Here is a 15,999-nt window from a genome sequence, read left to right on the forward strand (position 1 = left end):
GTTCAGGCTCCCTTCAGGCCGATGCCCAGGTAGTCGAACTCGAAGCCGTGTTCGGCGTAGCCGCGCACCGCGCGGGAGATGCCGACGAGCCGGTCGGCGAACATCGGGGTGATCGCCCCGCCCCGGTCGATCACCATGGTCTGCGCCTCGCCGTACAGGTCGCGGCGCCTGGCGTCGTCGGTCTCGGCGCGGGCCCGGTCGAGCAGGGCGTCGAAGGCGGCGTCGGACCACGCGGTCTCGTTGTAGGCGGAGCCGCCGCGGAAGATCTGGGTGAAGAGCTGGTCGACGGGCCGGCCGGTGAACCAGTAGGTGGCCATCAGCGGCTTCTTCATCCAGATCTGCGTGTAGTACGAGTCCGCCGCCGCCGTCTTCACCTTGACCCGGATGCCGGCTCGTCTGGCCGAGTCCTGGTAGGCGAGGGCCATGGGGGTGAAGAGCGGGTCGTACGCGGAGGTGTACAGCTCGACGGCGAGCCCTTCGTGCCCGGCCTTCTTCAGCAGGTGGCGGGCCTGTTCCGGGTCGTGCGCGGGGTGCTCGGCACGGTGGGCGGGGTCGCTGGGCGGCACCGGGTTGTCCCAGCCCGCCGTGCCCGCGCCCTGCAGCGCCACCTTGACGACGTGGTCGGGGTCGTAGGCCAGTTTCATCGCCTGCCGGACACGGACGTCGGTGAACGGTTTCTCGGTGGTGAGCATCGGCAGCACGTACCACTGGGCGTCCTTGACGCGGGCGACGGTGGCCCGGTCGGAGGCGGCGACGACGCGCGCCGTGGCGAAGTCCAGGTTGGTCTGGGACAGCAGGTCGACCTGGCCGGCCAGCAGCGCGTTGGAGCGGGCCGACATGTCGGCGACGGAGTAGAAGGCGATGGCGTCGAGGACGGGGCGGCCCGCCCAGTGGTCCTCGAAGGCGACGACGCGCCCGGGTCCCGCGGGGGTGAACGACTCCAGCTTGAACGGGCCGGTGCCGATGCCGGTGCGCCCGGCGGCGCGGGCGCCGCCGTCCGGGATGACGTAGCAGTTGTAGTGCGTGAGCAGGCTCGGGAACTCGGCGTTGGGGGTCTTCAGCGGTGCCACGAGGGTGTGCGCGTCGGGCGTGCGCAGCGCGGCCGGGTCGATGAGCGGGGCGAGGACGGCCGCCTGCGGGGACGCGGTCGCCTCGTCCAGGATGTGCCGCAGGGTGTAGGCGGCGTCGGCCGAGGTGAAGGCGCGCCCGTCGTGGAAGGTGACGCCCTTGCGCAGCCGGAACGTCCAGGTGCGGGCCTTGGCGTCGGGCTCCCACGACTCGGCGAGGTCGGCGGCGAGCGCCCCGTCGGCGCCGACCCTGATCAGCCGGTTGTACAGCGCGCCCAGGTATTCGTACGCCGACAGGGCGCCGGCCGGGTCCAGCGTCTCGGCGTCGGAGGCGGGGGGCCGTGCGATGCGCAGGGTGCCGCCGCTGTCGGGGGCGTCCTGCCGGTCGCCGGCGGGCGGCACCGGGGCGGCCGAGGCTCCCGTGCAGCCGGACAGCAGCCACGACGTGCCGAGCGCGGCGGCGCCGGCGAGGACGGAGCGCCGTCGTGGGTCATGGATGTCGGGCATGGACCGACCGCCCCTTTTCGACTATTCGTTCAGCGGAACGATTGAGTGAGGTTGCCGAACGATAATGAGCGGGGGGCCGCCCGGCCAACCCGTCGGGCGGGAAAATTAACCTCGGAAACCAAGCCGTTACGCGGGCCGCGCGGGGGCCGGTGGCACGCCCGGCGGTACCAGGATGATCAGCCTGGAGGGCAACAGGGCGGCGGAGGCGGGGAGTTCATGGGTATGTGCTGGTGCGTTGCGGCTGGGCGCGCGGTTCCCCGCGCCCCTGGGTGGGTGCGGAGGGTGGGTATGTGCGGGTACGTAGGGGTTGAGCGCGCAGTTCCCCGCGCCCCTGGGTGGGTGCGGTGCGCGGTCGGCCGGCCCTTGCGCTCGATGCCGGCACCGGCGCCAAGCGCCGCGGCGTCGTGGACGTGCTCGTCGCGGGGGACGCCCGGGCCACGTCTGCCGTGATCGGACGTCACTCGGAGTCGGCGCTCAGGGTGTTGCTCGTGGAGTGGGGGCCGGGGCCGCCCCGCGCCTTGGCGCGGGGCAGCCCCGGCGCCCGGGGTCAGCCCTGGTGTGCGGGGGTCTTACGGTCGGGCGCCGGGTCCTGGCCCGGCTCGTGCGTGGTCCCGAGGAAGTCCGTCAGTTCGCCCGGTGACCGGTCCTGTGCCCGGGCCAGGGACCAGAACAGCAGGGCGACCCCCATGGCGCCGGGGTCGGCCGAGCCGACGGCGCGTTCACCGACGTAGGAGGCGCGTCCGCGCCGGGCCCGCAGCGCGGCCGTGGCCCGGGCGCCCGCGAGCGCGGCGAGGGCGACGTCCCGCAGGTCCTTGCCCGCCTCCAGGGCGTCCCGCGCCGGGACCAGGGCGTCCACCATGGTGCGGTCCCCGGGCTCCGCCTCCCCGACCCGCTGGATCGCGGCGAGTCCCTCGCGTACCCCGCGGGCCCAGGCCGCGCGGTCGTCCCCGGCGGCGAGGGCGCCCGCGATCTCCTGGAACAGCAGCCCGAGCAGGGGGCCGCTGGTGCCGCCGACCTCGTTCAGGAAGACCTCGGCGGCCACCGCGAACGGCGGTTCGGCGGGCCGGGCCGCCAGGGCCGAGACGACCCGGTCGAGCCCTTCGCGGAGGTTGTCGCCGAAGTCGCCGTCGCCGGAGAGCTGGTCGAGGGCGGTGAGGGTGTCGTGCGCGGTGTGGGCCGCCTGCGCGTAGGTGCGCAGGACGAGATGCCGGTCGATGGTCAACGGATCGTCTCCAGTGCGGGGAAGGCGGGCGTGCGGGCCGGTGCGTGCCAGAAGGCGGTCCAGTCCTCGCGCAGGGCGGTCACCGTGACGGAGAAGCCGCTCATGTCCAGGGCCGGGACGAAGGTCCCGACGAGCCGGCCGGCCACGCTCAGGCCGCGTTTGTCCAGCAGTTCGGCCACCCGTGCGTGGACGGCGTGCAACTCCAGCAGCGTGGTCGCGCCGAGCCCGTTGACCAGCAGCAGGACCCGGCCGGTGGCCGTCGGCAGCGCGTCGAGTACCTGCTGGGTCATGCGGTCGACGAGTTCTTCGAAGCCGGGGTGTTCCAGGGTGGCGGCGGCGCGTTCGCCGTGGATGCCGACGCCGTATTCCAGCGTGCCGTCGGGCAGTGCGAACGCCTCGCCGCCGCGGGACGGGGAGGTCTGGGCGCGCGCGGCGACCGCGAGGCTGCGCGAGGCCGCGGCGAACTCGGCGCCGAGACCGGCGAGTTCGTCGAGGCCGAGGCCGCGGTCGGCGGCACCGCCGAGGAGCTTTTCCACGATGACGGTGGCGCCGGTGCCGCGGCGGCCGGTGGCGGTCTCGGCGCTGTCGGTGGCGAGGTCGTCGTCGACGAGGACGCGGCGCACGGGGATGCCGTCGGCGCGCAGCCGTTCGGCGGCGATGCCGAAGTTGATGCGGTCGCCGGTGTAGTTCTTCACGACGTGCAGCACACCGTCCGGGCCGGCGACGGCCCGGGACGCCTCGTACACCTGCCGGTTGTGCGGCGAGGCGAAGATCCGGCCGGGGGCGGCGGCGTCCAGCATGCCGCGGCCGACGAATCCGGTGTGCAGGGGCTCGTGGCCGGAGCCGCCGCCGGAGACGATGCCCACGCGCCGCCCGGGATGGCGGTCGCGGGTGGTGACGTACAGCGGGTCCTCGGTGAGGTGCAGCAGGTCGGGGTGGGCCAGGGTCAGGCCGCGCAGGGCCTGCTCCACGGGGTGCTGCTCGGGCAGGAACAGGCTGTTCACGAGACCTGGGTCCTTTCGGGGAGGTGCGGGGCCGGTGCGCCGGACGTGGGGGCGGGCGCCTCGCCGGCCCCCAGCCGGGTGGTGGCCAGCGCGGAGACGACGGCGACGCCCACGCAGTAGACGATCAGCCAGGCCCAGTGTCCGCCGGCCGCGGACAGCAGGGCGGTGCCGATGAGCGGGGAGAGCCCGCCGCCGAGGGTGGCGCCGATCTGCTGGGTGACCGACAGCCCCGTGTAGCGGACGTTGACCGGATAGAGGTTGGAGAAGAGGGCACCTTGAGCGCCGTACATGGCGCCGTGCCCGAAGCCGAGTCCGAGGGTCATACCCAACACGTAGGCCCAGAACTGGCCGGTCTGCAGCAGCAGGAAGAACGGCACGGCCAGGATCGCCTGGAAGAGGGCACCGGCGATGTACACCTTGCGCCGGCCGATGCGGTCCGAGAGCGCGCCGAAGTACGGCAGGGTGCAGCACTCGACGGCGCAGGCGATCAGCACGGCGAGCAGCACGGGGCTCTTCGGCAGGTCGAGTTCCGTGGTGACGTAGGTGATGGCCACCACGTAGTAGATGTTGAACAGGCCGCTTTCGGCGACCTTGGCGAGGACGGAGAACAGGACCGTCGCGGGCCGCCGGGTCAGCACCTGGCGCACGGGCAGGCTCTGCACCTCGCGGTCCTCGCGCATCTTGACGAACTCGGGGCTCTCGGTGACGTTCAGGCGCATCCAGATGCCGACGCCGACCAGCAGGATGCTGGCGAGGAAGGGCAGCCGCCAGGCCCAGGAGTCGTACGAGCCGGACGGCAACGCGTTGTCGAGGACGGTGACCAGGCCCACCGGTATGAGCACGCCCGCGGGGGTGCCGATGTGCACCAGTGAGGTGAAGAAGCCCTGGCGGGAGCGCGGGCTGTACTCCAGCGCCATGAGCACTCCGCCGCCGTACTCGCCGCCCATGCCGAGGCCCTGGAGCAGCCGGATGGCGACGAGCAGGATCGGGGCGGCGATGCCGATGCTGTCGTAGGAGGGCAGCAGGCCGATCGCGAAGGTGCCCAGCCCCATCATGAGCATGGTGATGATGAGGACGTTCTTGCGTCCGAGGCGGTCGCCGAAGTGGCCGAAGAGGATGCCGCCGAGCGGGCGGGCGGCGTAGCCGACGAAGTAGGTGGCGAAGGCGGCGAGGGTGCCCACCAGGGGCGAGGCGTCGGGGAAGAACACCTTGTCGAAGACCAGTGCCGCGGTGGTCGCGTAGAGGGTGAAGTCGTAGTACTCGACGGTGGTGCCGAGGGCGCTGGCGGTGACGACTTTACGCAGGGACGCCCGGGCGTCGGGCGTGGCGGGCGGTTGGGGCATGCTCGCTCCATTGCGATGGCGGCTCGGACGACACGGTCGGTTCGGTCCCTTCATGCTGCACGGGCACCGGCCGTGTCCTGAAAGCGACGGTTCTCCTGACGAGGGACCGCGTGTTAACATCTGATGCATCAGACATTACATCCGCGCTGAGGGCGCGGCAATACCCGGGAGACCAACGTGAAGGACATCCGGCTCGGCGGCATGATCTCGACCGTCGTCACGCCGTTCGACGCGAACGACGAGGTCGACCTCGACCTGCTGCGCGGCGAGGTGAAGTACCTCCTGGACCAGGGCGTCACCGCGATCTGCGCCTGCGGCAGCACCGGCGAGGGCCAGACGCTGTCCCTGGAGGAGAGCGCGGCGATCTGCGCCACCGTCGTCGACGAGGTCGCAGGGCGTGTTCCGGTCATCGGCGGCGTCATCCAGAACAGCACGGCACAGGCCAAGCGCTACTCGCTCGCGCTGAAGGCGGCCGGGGTCGACGCCCTCCAGGTCACCCCCGTGCACTATGTGTTCGCCCCGTCCCCCGAGGAGACGGTCGCGCACTACCGCGAGATCGGCGAGGCCACCGACCTGCCGATCGTCCTCTACAACGTCGTGCCGTGGGCGCTGGTGCCCGTGGACACCATCGAGATGCTGCGCGACGTCCCGCAGGTCGTGGCCGTCAAGCAGTCGGGCGGCGACATCCATCTGCTCGCCGATCTCCTGCACCGCTTGCGCGACCGGTTCACCGTGCTCGCCGCGCTGGACGACCTGCACTACCCCGCGTTCGTCATGGGCGCCCACGGTGCCCTCGCCGCGATCCCCACCGTCACCCCCCGGCTGAGCGTCGAACTGTGGGACGCGGTGCAGGCGGGCGACCACGCCAGGGCCCTCGAACTGCACGAGCGCATCCTCACCGTCTGGCGGGCCATCGACGCGCCCAACCTGCCCGCCACGCTCAAGGCCGCGCTCGAACTGCAGGGCCGCAACCCCGGTCTGCCGCGCCGCCCGTTCCGGCCCGCCACCGAGGCCGAACGCGAGCGCATCAGGACCGCCCTGCAAGCGGCTAACCTGATCGATTAGATGCTGTATCCACGGCGCCGGGACCCCACCGGGAAACCGGCGCCGCAGCGACCGTCGGAGAAGAAGGGCGATCATGGCCACCCCGTCCGTCCACAGCCGCCGCGGCACCACCCCGCTCGTCGTGGAGTCGATCTCCGAGCAGCTCTACTCGATCCTGTGCGAGCGGATCACCACCGGCGTCTACGCCCCGGGCTCCCGGCTCGACCCGCAGGCCGTCGCGACCGAGTTCGGCGTCTCCCGCACCCCGGTGCGCGACACCCTGCAACGCCTGGAGCACGACCGGCTCGTCGAGACCCGGCCGCGCTCGGGCACCTTCGTCACCCGGCCGACCCGCAACGACGTGCACGAGGTGTGCCAACTGCGCAAGGGTCTCGAGTGGCTGGCCACCGGAGTGGCCGCCGAGGCCATGCCGCTGGAGCAGATCGCCGACCTGCGCGACGAGGCCGTCGCCGCCATCCGGGCGGCCGAGCGGGGCGACTACGAGCCGTTCTTCGCCAGCGACACCCGCATCCACCGCGAGATCATCGCCAGCACCGGCAACAGCCGGCTGATCGCGGCCCGCGAGTCGGTCGAACCCTTCGTGTACTGGCTGCGCGTCCTCGGTGCCACCGGCCCGCACCGCCTCGCCGGATCGACCCGGCGGCACCTGGAGATCCTGGACGCCATGGCCGCCCGTGACATCGCCGCCGCCCAGGAGGCCGCCGCGATCCACCTGACCGAAGTCGAGGAGTGGACGCTGGCCGACATGGCCTCCCACGACATCGTCACCTGACCCTTCCGAGGCCCATCGTGAGCACCACCGCACCCCGTACCACCCCCGCCCTGTCCCCCGCCGAACCGCTCGATGCCGTGCTGGCCGGGGCCGCGTCCGCCGCGAAGGCGGCCCGCAGGTCCCGGCCCGCCGACCGCGCGCGCTGGCTGACCGCCGCCGCCGACGCGCTCGACGCCGCCGCGGAACGTCTGGTCCCCGTCGCGCGCCGCGAGTCGCACCTGCCCGAGGCCCGGCTGTCGGGAGAGCTGCGCCGCACCACCTTCCAGTGCCGCCTGTTCGCCGAGCGGCTGACCGCCGGCGCCCTGGACGACGTACGCGTCGACCACGCGGACGCCGACTGGCCGATGGGCGCCCGCCCCGACCTGCGGCGCACCATGGTCCCGCTGGGCCCCGTCCTGGTCTTCGCCTCGAGCAACTTCCCCTTCGCCTTCAGCGTCATGGGCGGGGACACCGTCAGCGCCCTCGCGGCGGGCTGCCCCGTCGTCGTCAAGGCGCATCCCGGACATCCGGAGCTGTCCCGGCTCACCGCGGCCGTCGCCGCCGACGCGCTCGGGTCCGCGGGCGCCCCGGACCACCTGCTCCAGCTCGTCGAGGGCGAACGGACGGGCGCCGACGCCGTACGGGACCGCCGGATCAAGGCGGTCGGCTTCACCGGTTCCACGCGCGGCGGACGGCACCTGTTCGACCTGGCGGCCGGCCGGCCCGACCCGATCCCCTTCTACGGCGAACTCGGCTCCACCAACCCGGTCGTCGTCACCCCGGCGGGCTGGGCCGAACGGCCCGCGGACATCGCCGCCGGGTTCGCCGCGTCCTGCACCCTCGGCTCCGGCCAGTTCTGCACACAGCCGGGTGTCGTGTTCGTCCCCGACGCCGACGCCTTCGTCGCGGCGCTGCCGTCGCTCGGCGCGGGACCGATGCTGAACGAGCACATCGGCGCCGGCTACACGGCCGCGCTCGACGGCCTCGCCGCACGCGAGGGGGTCACCGTGGCGCTGCGCGCGCCCGGAGCCGACGGGAACCCGGACGTCGCCTTGCTGCGCACCACCACCGACGCCGTCCTGGCCGACCCCTCGCTCATCGCCACGGAGGTGTTCGGGCCCGCCTCGCTCCTCGTCGAGTACGGCGCCCTGGCCGACGTCGAGGCCGCGCTCGCCGGCTTCGAGGGCACCCTGACCGGCACGGTCCAGGGCGGCGCCGCCCTGGACGACGACGGGCGGCGGATGCTGGACCTGCTCGCCGAGCACGCCGGACGCGTCATCTGGAACGAGTGGCCGACCGGGGTCACCGTCAGCGACGCCCAGCAGCACGGCGGCCCTTGGCCGGCCTCGACCGCGCCGACCACGACGTCCGTCGGTACGGCGGCGATCGACCGGTTCCGGCGCCCTGTGGCCTACCAGAACGTGCCCGCCCCCGCCCTGCCGCCCGAACTCCGCGACCAGTAGGGCAGGTTGTGCCGCGCCGCCCCTGACGGGTGACAACGAGGAGTTGTGTGATCGCGCGGTGATCCGTCGGCTCCGTCGAGAGTCGTGGACCATCGGACCGGCGCCGCACAACCGGATGTTGTGCGGTTAGGGTGGCCGCGTGGATCTCAACGCCGTACGCACCTTTGTCGCGGTCGCGGAGTCAGGGCAGTTCCAGCGGGCGGCCGTCGACCTGTCCCTGACGCAACAGGCCGTCTCCAAGCGTGTCGCCGCGCTGGAGAAGGACCTCGGTGTGCGGCTGTTCACCCGCACGGCGCAGGGTGCCCGGCTGACCATCGACGGGCAGGTCTTCCTGCCGCACGCCCGCGATCTCCTGACGGCCCGGGACCGGGCCGTCGCCGCCGTGTGTCCCGGCCGGCGGGCGCTGCGCGTCGACGTCATCGGGCGCCGGCTCTCGCTCGCGGGCCATCTGCGCGACTTCCACCGGGCGCACCCCGAGATCGCCCTCGACGTGGTGACCCTCTTCGACGCGGACACCGCCGTCGCGGCCCTGCGCTCCGGCGCCGTGGACGCCACCTTCCGCGCCGTCGCCATGCCGGGGCTCAAACTGCCCGACGGCATCGAGGCCGTACCCGTCTACGACGAACCGCTCCAGCTGTTCACCGGCCCCGACCACGTGTTCGCGACCGCCGGCGCCGTGACCCCCGCGCAACTGGCGGGGCAGCGTGTGTGGATGCCCGGCAACGCCCCGGGAACCGAGTGGACCGCCTACTACGACGAACTGGCCGCCGCCTTCGGCTGCACCATCGACACGGTCGGACCCAACTTCGGCGTCGAGGCCCTGCTCGACACCATCGCCGCGTCCTCGACGCTGGCGACCTTCCTCAGCGAGCGGACCCCGCTGGTCTGGCCCGTCGGCCACGACCTGCGGCGCATCCCGCTGCACCGGCCCACGCCGGTCTACCCGCACTCCCTGCTGTGGCACACCGGCAACCCGCACCCCGCACTCGGCACGCTGCGCGACCACTTCGCCGCGCTGCGCCCTGAGTACACGGGAGTCGACGTCTGGACGCCCGACTGGGCCCGGCGCCGCACCCCGTGGCCGGCGGGCGACCGGGAACGCCCGCCGGCCCGCTGACGCGGGGTCCCTCAGCTCCCGGCCGCCCGTGCGCTCTCGTCGACGCGGTCGCGCGCCCAGGCCAAGAAGGCCCGCACCGCTGCGCCGTGAAGGGGCTCGGCGGCTGCGCGCGGGCGCTCGAAACTGCGTACCGCGGCCTCGACGAGCGGCCGGAAGTCCGGCTCGGCCGCGGCGATCTCGCGTGCCGCGGCACGCTTGGCCCGCCAGCGGCCGGTGCGGCAGAACACCACCGAGCGGCAGCCGTTGAGGACGCGGTTGTCCGCGAGGTGTCCCTCGCCGTCGCTGTGCTCGCGCAGGGAGGCGCGGATCGCGGTGAGCAGTTCGCGAGGGCGCGGCGCGGCGATCGCCTCCCGCGGGGGCCGGCCGTACAGCGGGACACCGCACTGGTGGGCGACGGAACGGTCGATGACGTACCAGAACGACGGGGAGCGGGCGTCGAAGCCTGCCCGGTCCGGCAGCAGCGCGCCGGTGTTGAGGTCCAGCAGATACCCGGCCGCGCCGGACGGCCGGGCGGCGAAGTCCGCCGCGTAGACGACCAGTTCGAGCCCGGCCGCGGGGCAGCGCAGTCCCGGGTGGGACAGGGTGCGGGCCAGGTCGCGCAGCACGGGCCGCGGCGGCGCCGGGTCGACCACGACGGTGACGTCGATGTCGCTGCGCCCGTGCCGGTAGTCGCCGAGCGCCAGGGAGCCGACGCCGACGACGCTCACCAGGGCGGGCCCGCACACCGCGCTGGTGCGGCGGACCAGTTCCTCCAGGTAGTCGTGCACCTCGGCGGGGACGGCCGGCGACTGTTCGAGCTGAGGGATCACTCGGCCAGTATCCACGGCGGCACCCGGTGGAAACGACCTTCGCGCGAGGTGGGAGGGGTGCGTGTTTCGGGGCACTCGGACAGACGCAAGTGATACCAGCGCAGGCAAGGAGCGGTCATGGCCGAGCAGAAGTCGCCTTCGGGCGCGGTGGCGCCCCTGCGCTCAGCGGCCTCGGCGGTGCGCAAGGTGCCCGGCGCCGAGGCGCTGACCAGGGCCGGCGAAGGCATACTGGACAAGGTCGAATCCGTCTCGCCCCGTGGACGGCGGCTGGTCGTCTACACCGGCGCCGGGGTGCTCGGGGCGGTCGGCGCGGTCGAGTGGCCCGTCGCCCTCACCGGCGCGGCGGTCGTCTGGCTCACCCAGGCGCGCCCCAAGGAAGCCGCGGGCAGGGCGACGACCGGCGCCGTCACGGGCTCGGCGGCGCCGACGACGGCCGCCGCCGCTCCGCAGCGAGCGAGCACCGGCCGCCGGGCACCGGCACCGACACCGGCACCGAAGAAGTCGGCACCGGCACAGAAGAAGACCGCGCCCGCGGCCCCGCGGGGCACGACCGCCAAGAGCGGCACGAGCACGCGTACGACGACGAGCGGTTCGAGCGGCCGTACGACGACGGCGAAGCGAGGACGCACCACCCGCTGAGCCGCACCCAGGGAGTGATGCGCGATGGTTCTGGGGTTGCTGACCGTCCCGTCGGCCGCCGTCCGGGCACTGCCCACGGCGCCGCGGCTGCTGGCACGGGCTGCCGTGCCCGCGGCCGGAATCGCCGCCGGGGCGATCGCCGGCACGGCCCGGGCCGGGGTGCGGGGCATGGACGGCGCGGTGCGGGTCGCCCGGGTCGCGCGCAGCGCCCTGCCCGGGTCGGCTGCCCAGTGGCGCGCCGGCGCGCGGGCCCATCTCGCGCTGCGGCCCGCGGACCCGCGCCAGTCGGCCGAGCGGACCCGCCGGCTCGCCCGCCGGCTGGCCGAGGAGGTGAGCCGGCACCCGGATGTGCTCGTCGCCTACTGGGACGACGGTCTGGGCCGCCTGGTGGTGGCGGGCACCGAGGAGGCGGTCGGCGACGACGTCGTCGAGCACGCGCTGCGGCTGGCGGACCGCTGCGGGCTCGTCCCGGCCGACGGCGGCCCCGAGGACACCACGCATCCGGCCGACCCGGCCGGGGTGCGCGCGGCGGCGGCCCTGCTCGCGGCCGACGCACTGGGTACGAGCGCGGCGATCACGGCGTACTTCCTGCGGCTGCCGCCGTCGCCCCGCGTGGTCACCGCCGTCGTGACGCTGCTGCGGGAGAATCCGCGCTTTCGCGCCCTGCTGCGGTCCCGGATCGGCCACTTCGGCATGGACATGACGCTGACCTGTGCGAACGCCATCGCGCACGGGGCCGGGCAGACCCCCGCCTCGCTGCTGCTCGACGGAGCGCTGCGCGCCTGCCAGCTCGCGGACACCGTCTCCCGGGCGGCCTTCTTCGACACGCACCACGACAAGCTCAGCGGACCCGACCGCATCAGCATCGCCGACCGCGGCTCCCCGCGCCCCGCCCTGCGCGGCTCCCCGGCCCAGCACTACGCCACCCACGCCTCGCTCGGCAGCGTGCTCGGAGCGGCGGCGACCCTGCTGGTCAAGCATGATGTCGCCGAGGCGGCCGAGGCGGTGCTCTCGGGATCGCCGAAGGCCGCACGCTACGGTCCCGCCGCCTTCCACGCCCTGCTCGGCGCCGCGCTCGCCCGGTCGGGAATCCTCGCCCGCGAGCCGGAGCGGCTGCGGGAGCTGGAGATGGCGGGCACGCTCGTGCTGCATCCGAGCGCGCTGCGCACCGAACGGGGAGAGGCCGACCCGTGGGCGGAACCCGTGCTGGACGCGGCACGCCGGGCCAAACTGCATGTCGTCCTCGTGGACGACCCCGCGCTGGAGGACTTCACCGGCCTCGCCGACCAGGTCGTGGACGCACGGCGACCGCTGGACGACGTGGTGCACGGGCTCGGCGACGACGCGGGCGCCGTCATCACCGTCGCCCGGATCCGCTCCCGCGACAGCCACGTCGTGCTGGACGGACTGCTCGCCGGGGACATCGCCTGCGCCCTCACCGACGCGGGCGGCGCCGTCGTATGGGGTGCGGACCTGCTCGCCCTGCACGGACTGTCCGACGTGTGGCGGGTGTTGACCGCGATACCGGCGGCCCGGCGCGTCGGCGGCCGGGCGCAGACCCTGGCCCGCTCGGGCGCCGCGCTGTCCGGACTGCTGGTGGCCGTCGGCGGGTCGAAGGGCGGCCGGGGACGGCGGTCCGCGCTGCCGGGACTGCGGCACGCCCCCGTCGACCTCGCGGCGGCCACCGCCCTGCTGACCGCCGCCCGCGCGGCGCTCGGCGTCGCCGCGGCCCGCCCGCCCGTCCCACGACCGCGGGTGCACTGGCACGAGATGGAGGCGGACGAGGCCCTGGACCGGCTGGAGCACCGGCCGGCCGCGGAACACGGCCCGTTGGACCAGGCGTCCGCCCAGGCCCACCGGGCGGCACAGGCCGCGTCGCACACCGCCCTTCTCACCCCCGCCTGGTGGACGGTGCGTCTCGCCAAGGCCGTACGCGACGAACTGAACGACCCCCTCACCCCCGTGCTGGCCGTCGGTTCGGCCGCCTCCGCGATCCTCGGTTCGGTCGTGGACGCCCTGCTCGTCCTCGGCGCCCTGGACCTGAACGCGCTCGTCGGCGGCATCGAGCGGCTGCGCGCCGAACGCGCCGTGTCCGGGCTGCTCGCCCAGCAGAAGCGGACCGCGCGGCTCGCCCCGAGCGTGCGGGCCAAGCCGCACACCGTGGACGCCGCCGACCTGGAACCGGGAGACGTCATCGAGTTGCAGACCGACGACGTCGTGCCCGCCGACGCCCGGCTGCTGTGGGAGGACGGCCTGGAGGTCGACGAGTCGGCGCTGACCGGGGAGTCACTGCCGGTGGAGAAGCAGACCGAGCCGACCCCGCACGCCGCGGTCGCCGACCGGCGCTCCATGGTGTTCGAGGGCACGACCGTGACGGTCGGGCACGCCCGTGCCGTGGTGGTGGACACCGGCGAACGCACCGAGGCATCCCGTGCGGTGCGGCTCGCCGCCCGCACCCCGCCGGCCGCCGGTGTACAGGGCAGGCTGCGCGAGCTGACCGCCGGGGCGCTGCCGTTGACGTTCGCGGGCGGAGCCGCGATCACCGGCCTCGCGCTGCTGAGGGGCACGTCCATCCGGGAGGCGGTCAGCGGCGGGGTCGCCGTCGCGGTGGCGGCCGTGCCCGAGGGTCTGCCGCTGGTGGCCACGGTGGCACAGTTGGCGGCGGCCCGGCGGCTGAGCCGCGGCGGTGTGCTGGTACGCACGACACGGGCCCTGGAAGCGCTCGGCCGCATGGACACCATCTGCTTCGACAAGACCGGCACCCTCACCGAGAACCGGCTGCGGCTGGCGAAGGCGACCGACCACGACGGCACGGTGCACCCGGTGGGCGACCCGGCCGCGGCCGACACGCTGCGCGTCGCCGCCCGGGCCTGTCCCCGCCTCAACGGCGGCTCGGACCGGCCGGTGCACGCCACGGACGAGGCGGTGCTCGACGCCACCGGACCCGACCCGCACTGGACGCAGTCGGAGGGGAGGCAGTTCGAGGCCGCCCGCGGATACGCCGCCGCGGTCGGCCGGGCCGGTCAGGGCCCGCTCCTGCTGGTGGTCAAGGGCGCCCCGGAGACCGTCCTGCCCGCCTGCGCCGGGCTGCCCGAGCGCATCTCCGAGGCGGCGCGGACCCTCGCCGGGGACGGACTGCGGATCCTGGCGGTGGCCAGGCGCCGGCTGAGCGCGGACGAGGACCCCGAGGACGTGCTGGAACAGGACCTCGGCGACCTGGAGTTCACCGGTCTGCTGGGGCTTGCGGACACCCCGCGCGACACGTCCCAGACGCTCGTGCGCGGCCTGCGCGAGGCCGGCGTACGACCGGTGATGCTCACCGGCGACCATCCGCAGACCGCGCAGTCGATCGCGCTCGCGCTGGGCTGGCCCGAGGACACCGCCGTCATCACCGGCAGCGAGCTGGCGGCGGCCGACCGTTCGGCCAGGGCCCGCATGCTGCGCGACACCACCGTGGTGGCGCGGGTGGCCCCGGAGCAGAAACTCAAGGTCGTCGAGGCGCTGCGGGACGCCGGCCGCGTGGTGGGCATGGTCGGGGACGGCGCGAACGACGCGGCGGCGATCCGCGCGGCCGACGTCGGTGTCGGCATCAACGCCCGGGGGTCGTCGGCGGCGCGCAACGCCGCCGACCTGGTCCTCACGGACGACGACCTGACGGTCCTGATCGACGCGGTGCGCGAGGGCCGCGCCCTGTGGCGCAGCGTCGCCGACGCGATCGCCATCCTGATCGGCGGCAACGCGGGGGAGATCGGATTCGGGCTGGTCGGCACGCTGCTGTCGGGCAGGGCGCCGCTGTCCACCCGCCAGATGCTGCTGGTGAACCTGTTCACCGACCTGTTCCCGGCGATGGCGGTCGCGGTCACGCGCAAGGAGCCCGAAGAGCCGTCGCAGGCGCGGGCCGTGGACTCCCCGGAAGCGGCGTCGGCCGTGCTCGGCGCCCCGCTGCTCACGCAGATCCGCCACCGGGCGCTCACCACGTGTCTGGGCGCCGTCACGGCCTGGCTGATCGGCCGCTGGACGCCCGGCACGGCCCGCCGCTCCAGCACGATGGCCCTGTGCGGCGTCGTCGGCGCGCAGCTCGCCCAGACCCTGCTGGACCGCCGCGACAGCCGCCTGGTCCGGTTCACCTCGCTCGGCTCGGCCGTGGTGCTCGCGGCGCTGGTGCAGACCCCGGGCGTCAGCCGCTTCTTCGGCTGCACCCCGCTCGGCCCCGTCGCCTGGCTCGGTGTGGCGGCGTCGATCGCGCTGGCCCTGATGGGACAGCGCGCCCTGCCCCGCCTGGAGAAGACCGTCGGACGCCTACTGGCCGCATAGCCCGGCGCCGCGCCCCGCCCGCCCGGGTGCCGCACCGGGCCGCGGCTGCGGGGCCCCGAGCCGATGGTCCGGGCGGCCGCCGGAACCCGGCCCGGGTCGGCGCCCTGCTGTGCGGCATGCGGACGCTCGCCCGCACCCGGAAGAACGCCGCCCGTCCATGGCCCACCGCGACGCGCGTCGTCGGCTTCGACATCGCCGGAGCCGAGGACGGCTTCCCGGCTGCGCGCCGTGCCCCGGCCGGTCGGTCAGTCCGTGGTCGTGGATTCCAGGAGTTGCTTGAGGCGGCGCAGGTCGGCGGCGACCATGTCGGCGTCCCGCTGGAACTCGGTGTCGGTCATTCCCGGACTGCGGCGCAGGGTGAACACCACTTCGCTGCCCGTGCCGTCCGCGATCACACGGAGCGGGTTGTGGACCGTCTCTCCCGAGGGCAGCGTGACGTCGTGGTCGAGGACGCCCAGGTCATTCGCGGCCACGAACGTCACCACGACCCGGCCCATCGGTGCGGACTCGGCGACCCACTGACCGTCGATCCGCTCGATGGAGCCGCCAAGCCCGAGCGCCCACGCCGGCAGGTTGGCCGGGTCGGAGGCATAGGCGTAGACGTCCGCCACGGAGCGGTCGATGTGGATGCTGAGGTGACGTGACGCGCGGAGGGTGTCCATGGCGGCAACCCTAGGCCCTGTCGTCAAACCCCGCCT

The 15,999-nt window shown here is 74.2% G+C and carries 12 protein-coding genes; 6 read left to right on the forward strand and 6 right to left on the reverse strand.

The window, feature by feature from the left end; genetic code table 11:
* Positions 1–2: 2 nt before the first annotated feature.
* From ACIRFL_RS27880 to ACIRFL_RS27895, 4 genes are all read right to left on the reverse strand, one after another.
* Complete coding sequence (locus ACIRFL_RS27880) at positions 3–1,574, reverse strand: ABC transporter substrate-binding protein (RefSeq protein WP_404033708.1); 1,572 nt, start codon at positions 1,572–1,574, stop codon at positions 3–5.
* A gap of 547 nt (positions 1,575–2,121) precedes the next feature.
* Positions 2,122–2,796: a dihydroxyacetone kinase subunit DhaL gene (dhaL, locus tag ACIRFL_RS27885; protein WP_404033710.1), complete on the reverse strand. Its 675-nt coding sequence runs from the start codon at positions 2,794–2,796 to the stop codon at positions 2,122–2,124.
* Positions 2,793–3,800, reverse strand: a complete 1,008-nt coding sequence (locus ACIRFL_RS27890) for a dihydroxyacetone kinase subunit DhaK (RefSeq protein WP_404033712.1) — start codon at positions 3,798–3,800, stop codon at positions 2,793–2,795. The genes dhaL and ACIRFL_RS27890 overlap by 4 nt, the downstream gene beginning before the upstream one ends.
* On the reverse strand, positions 3,797–5,143 hold the full coding sequence (locus ACIRFL_RS27895) for an MFS transporter (protein ID WP_404033714.1): 1,347 nt from the start codon (positions 5,141–5,143) through the stop codon (positions 3,797–3,799). The genes ACIRFL_RS27890 and ACIRFL_RS27895 overlap by 4 nt, the downstream gene beginning before the upstream one ends.
* Positions 5,144–5,320: 177 nt before the next feature.
* Here ACIRFL_RS27895 and ACIRFL_RS27900 point away from each other — a divergent pair, with 177 nt between their 5' ends.
* The 4 genes from ACIRFL_RS27900 to ACIRFL_RS27915 all read left to right on the forward strand — a co-directional run bounded on the left by ACIRFL_RS27900 (position 5,321) and on the right by ACIRFL_RS27915 (position 9,539).
* On the forward strand, positions 5,321–6,208 hold the full coding sequence (locus ACIRFL_RS27900; RefSeq protein ID WP_404033716.1) for a dihydrodipicolinate synthase family protein: 888 nt from the start codon (positions 5,321–5,323) through the stop codon (positions 6,206–6,208).
* A gap of 73 nt (positions 6,209–6,281) precedes the next feature.
* Positions 6,282–6,980: a GntR family transcriptional regulator gene (locus tag ACIRFL_RS27905; protein WP_404033718.1), complete on the forward strand. Its 699-nt coding sequence runs from the start codon at positions 6,282–6,284 to the stop codon at positions 6,978–6,980.
* Positions 6,981–6,997: 17 nt separating this feature from the next.
* A complete protein-coding gene (locus ACIRFL_RS27910) occupies positions 6,998–8,422 on the forward strand; it encodes an aldehyde dehydrogenase (NADP(+)) (protein ID WP_404033720.1) in 1,425 nt (474 codons plus the stop codon).
* Positions 8,423–8,561: 139 nt separating this feature from the next.
* Positions 8,562–9,539 carry a LysR family transcriptional regulator gene (locus tag ACIRFL_RS27915; RefSeq protein ID WP_404033722.1) on the forward strand — a complete coding sequence of 326 codons (978 nt, stop codon included), beginning with the start codon at positions 8,562–8,564 and terminating at the stop codon, positions 9,537–9,539.
* Between the two features lie 11 nt (positions 9,540–9,550).
* Here ACIRFL_RS27915 and ACIRFL_RS27920 read toward each other — a convergent pair whose 3' ends face one another.
* Positions 9,551–10,348 carry a nucleotidyltransferase domain-containing protein gene (locus ACIRFL_RS27920; protein ID WP_404033724.1) on the reverse strand — a complete coding sequence of 266 codons (798 nt, stop codon included), beginning with the start codon at positions 10,346–10,348 and terminating at the stop codon, positions 9,551–9,553.
* A gap of 117 nt (positions 10,349–10,465) precedes the next feature.
* Between ACIRFL_RS27920 and ACIRFL_RS27925 the strand changes: the two genes are divergently transcribed.
* Complete coding sequence (locus tag ACIRFL_RS27925; protein ID WP_404033726.1) at positions 10,466–10,987, forward strand: hypothetical protein; 522 nt, start codon at positions 10,466–10,468, stop codon at positions 10,985–10,987.
* Between the two features lie 24 nt (positions 10,988–11,011).
* Positions 11,012–15,301: an HAD-IC family P-type ATPase gene (locus ACIRFL_RS27930; protein ID WP_404033728.1), complete on the forward strand. Its 4,290-nt coding sequence runs from the start codon at positions 11,012–11,014 to the stop codon at positions 15,299–15,301.
* 245 nt (positions 15,302–15,546) lie between these two features.
* Here ACIRFL_RS27930 and ACIRFL_RS27935 read toward each other — a convergent pair whose 3' ends face one another.
* Entirely contained in the window at positions 15,547–15,963 is a 417-nt protein-coding gene (locus ACIRFL_RS27935) for an SRPBCC family protein (RefSeq protein ID WP_404033730.1), read from the reverse strand.
* Positions 15,964–15,999 lie beyond the last annotated feature (36 nt).

Source organism: Streptomyces sp. NPDC102462 (assembly GCF_044765425.1).
Classification (GTDB): Bacteria; Actinomycetota; Actinomycetes; order Streptomycetales; family Streptomycetaceae; genus Streptomyces.

What these genes read in the sequence shown, in the direction of transcription:
- ACIRFL_RS27880 (WP_404033708.1), bottom strand. Translation starts at nt 1,574, where the DNA reads ATGCCCGACATCCATGACCCACGACGGCGCTCCGTCCTCGCCGGCGCC.
- ACIRFL_RS27895 (WP_404033714.1), bottom strand. Translation starts at nt 5,143, where the DNA reads ATGCCCCAACCGCCCGCCACGCCCGACGCCCGGGCGTCCCTGCGTAAA.
- ACIRFL_RS27905 (WP_404033718.1), top strand. Translation starts at nt 6,282, where the DNA reads ATGGCCACCCCGTCCGTCCACAGCCGCCGCGGCACCACCCCGCTCGTC.
- ACIRFL_RS27925 (WP_404033726.1), top strand. Translation starts at nt 10,466, where the DNA reads ATGGCCGAGCAGAAGTCGCCTTCGGGCGCGGTGGCGCCCCTGCGCTCA.
- ACIRFL_RS27930 (WP_404033728.1), top strand. Translation starts at nt 11,012, where the DNA reads ATGGTTCTGGGGTTGCTGACCGTCCCGTCGGCCGCCGTCCGGGCACTG.
- ACIRFL_RS27935 (WP_404033730.1), bottom strand. Translation starts at nt 15,963, where the DNA reads ATGGACACCCTCCGCGCGTCACGTCACCTCAGCATCCACATCGACCGC.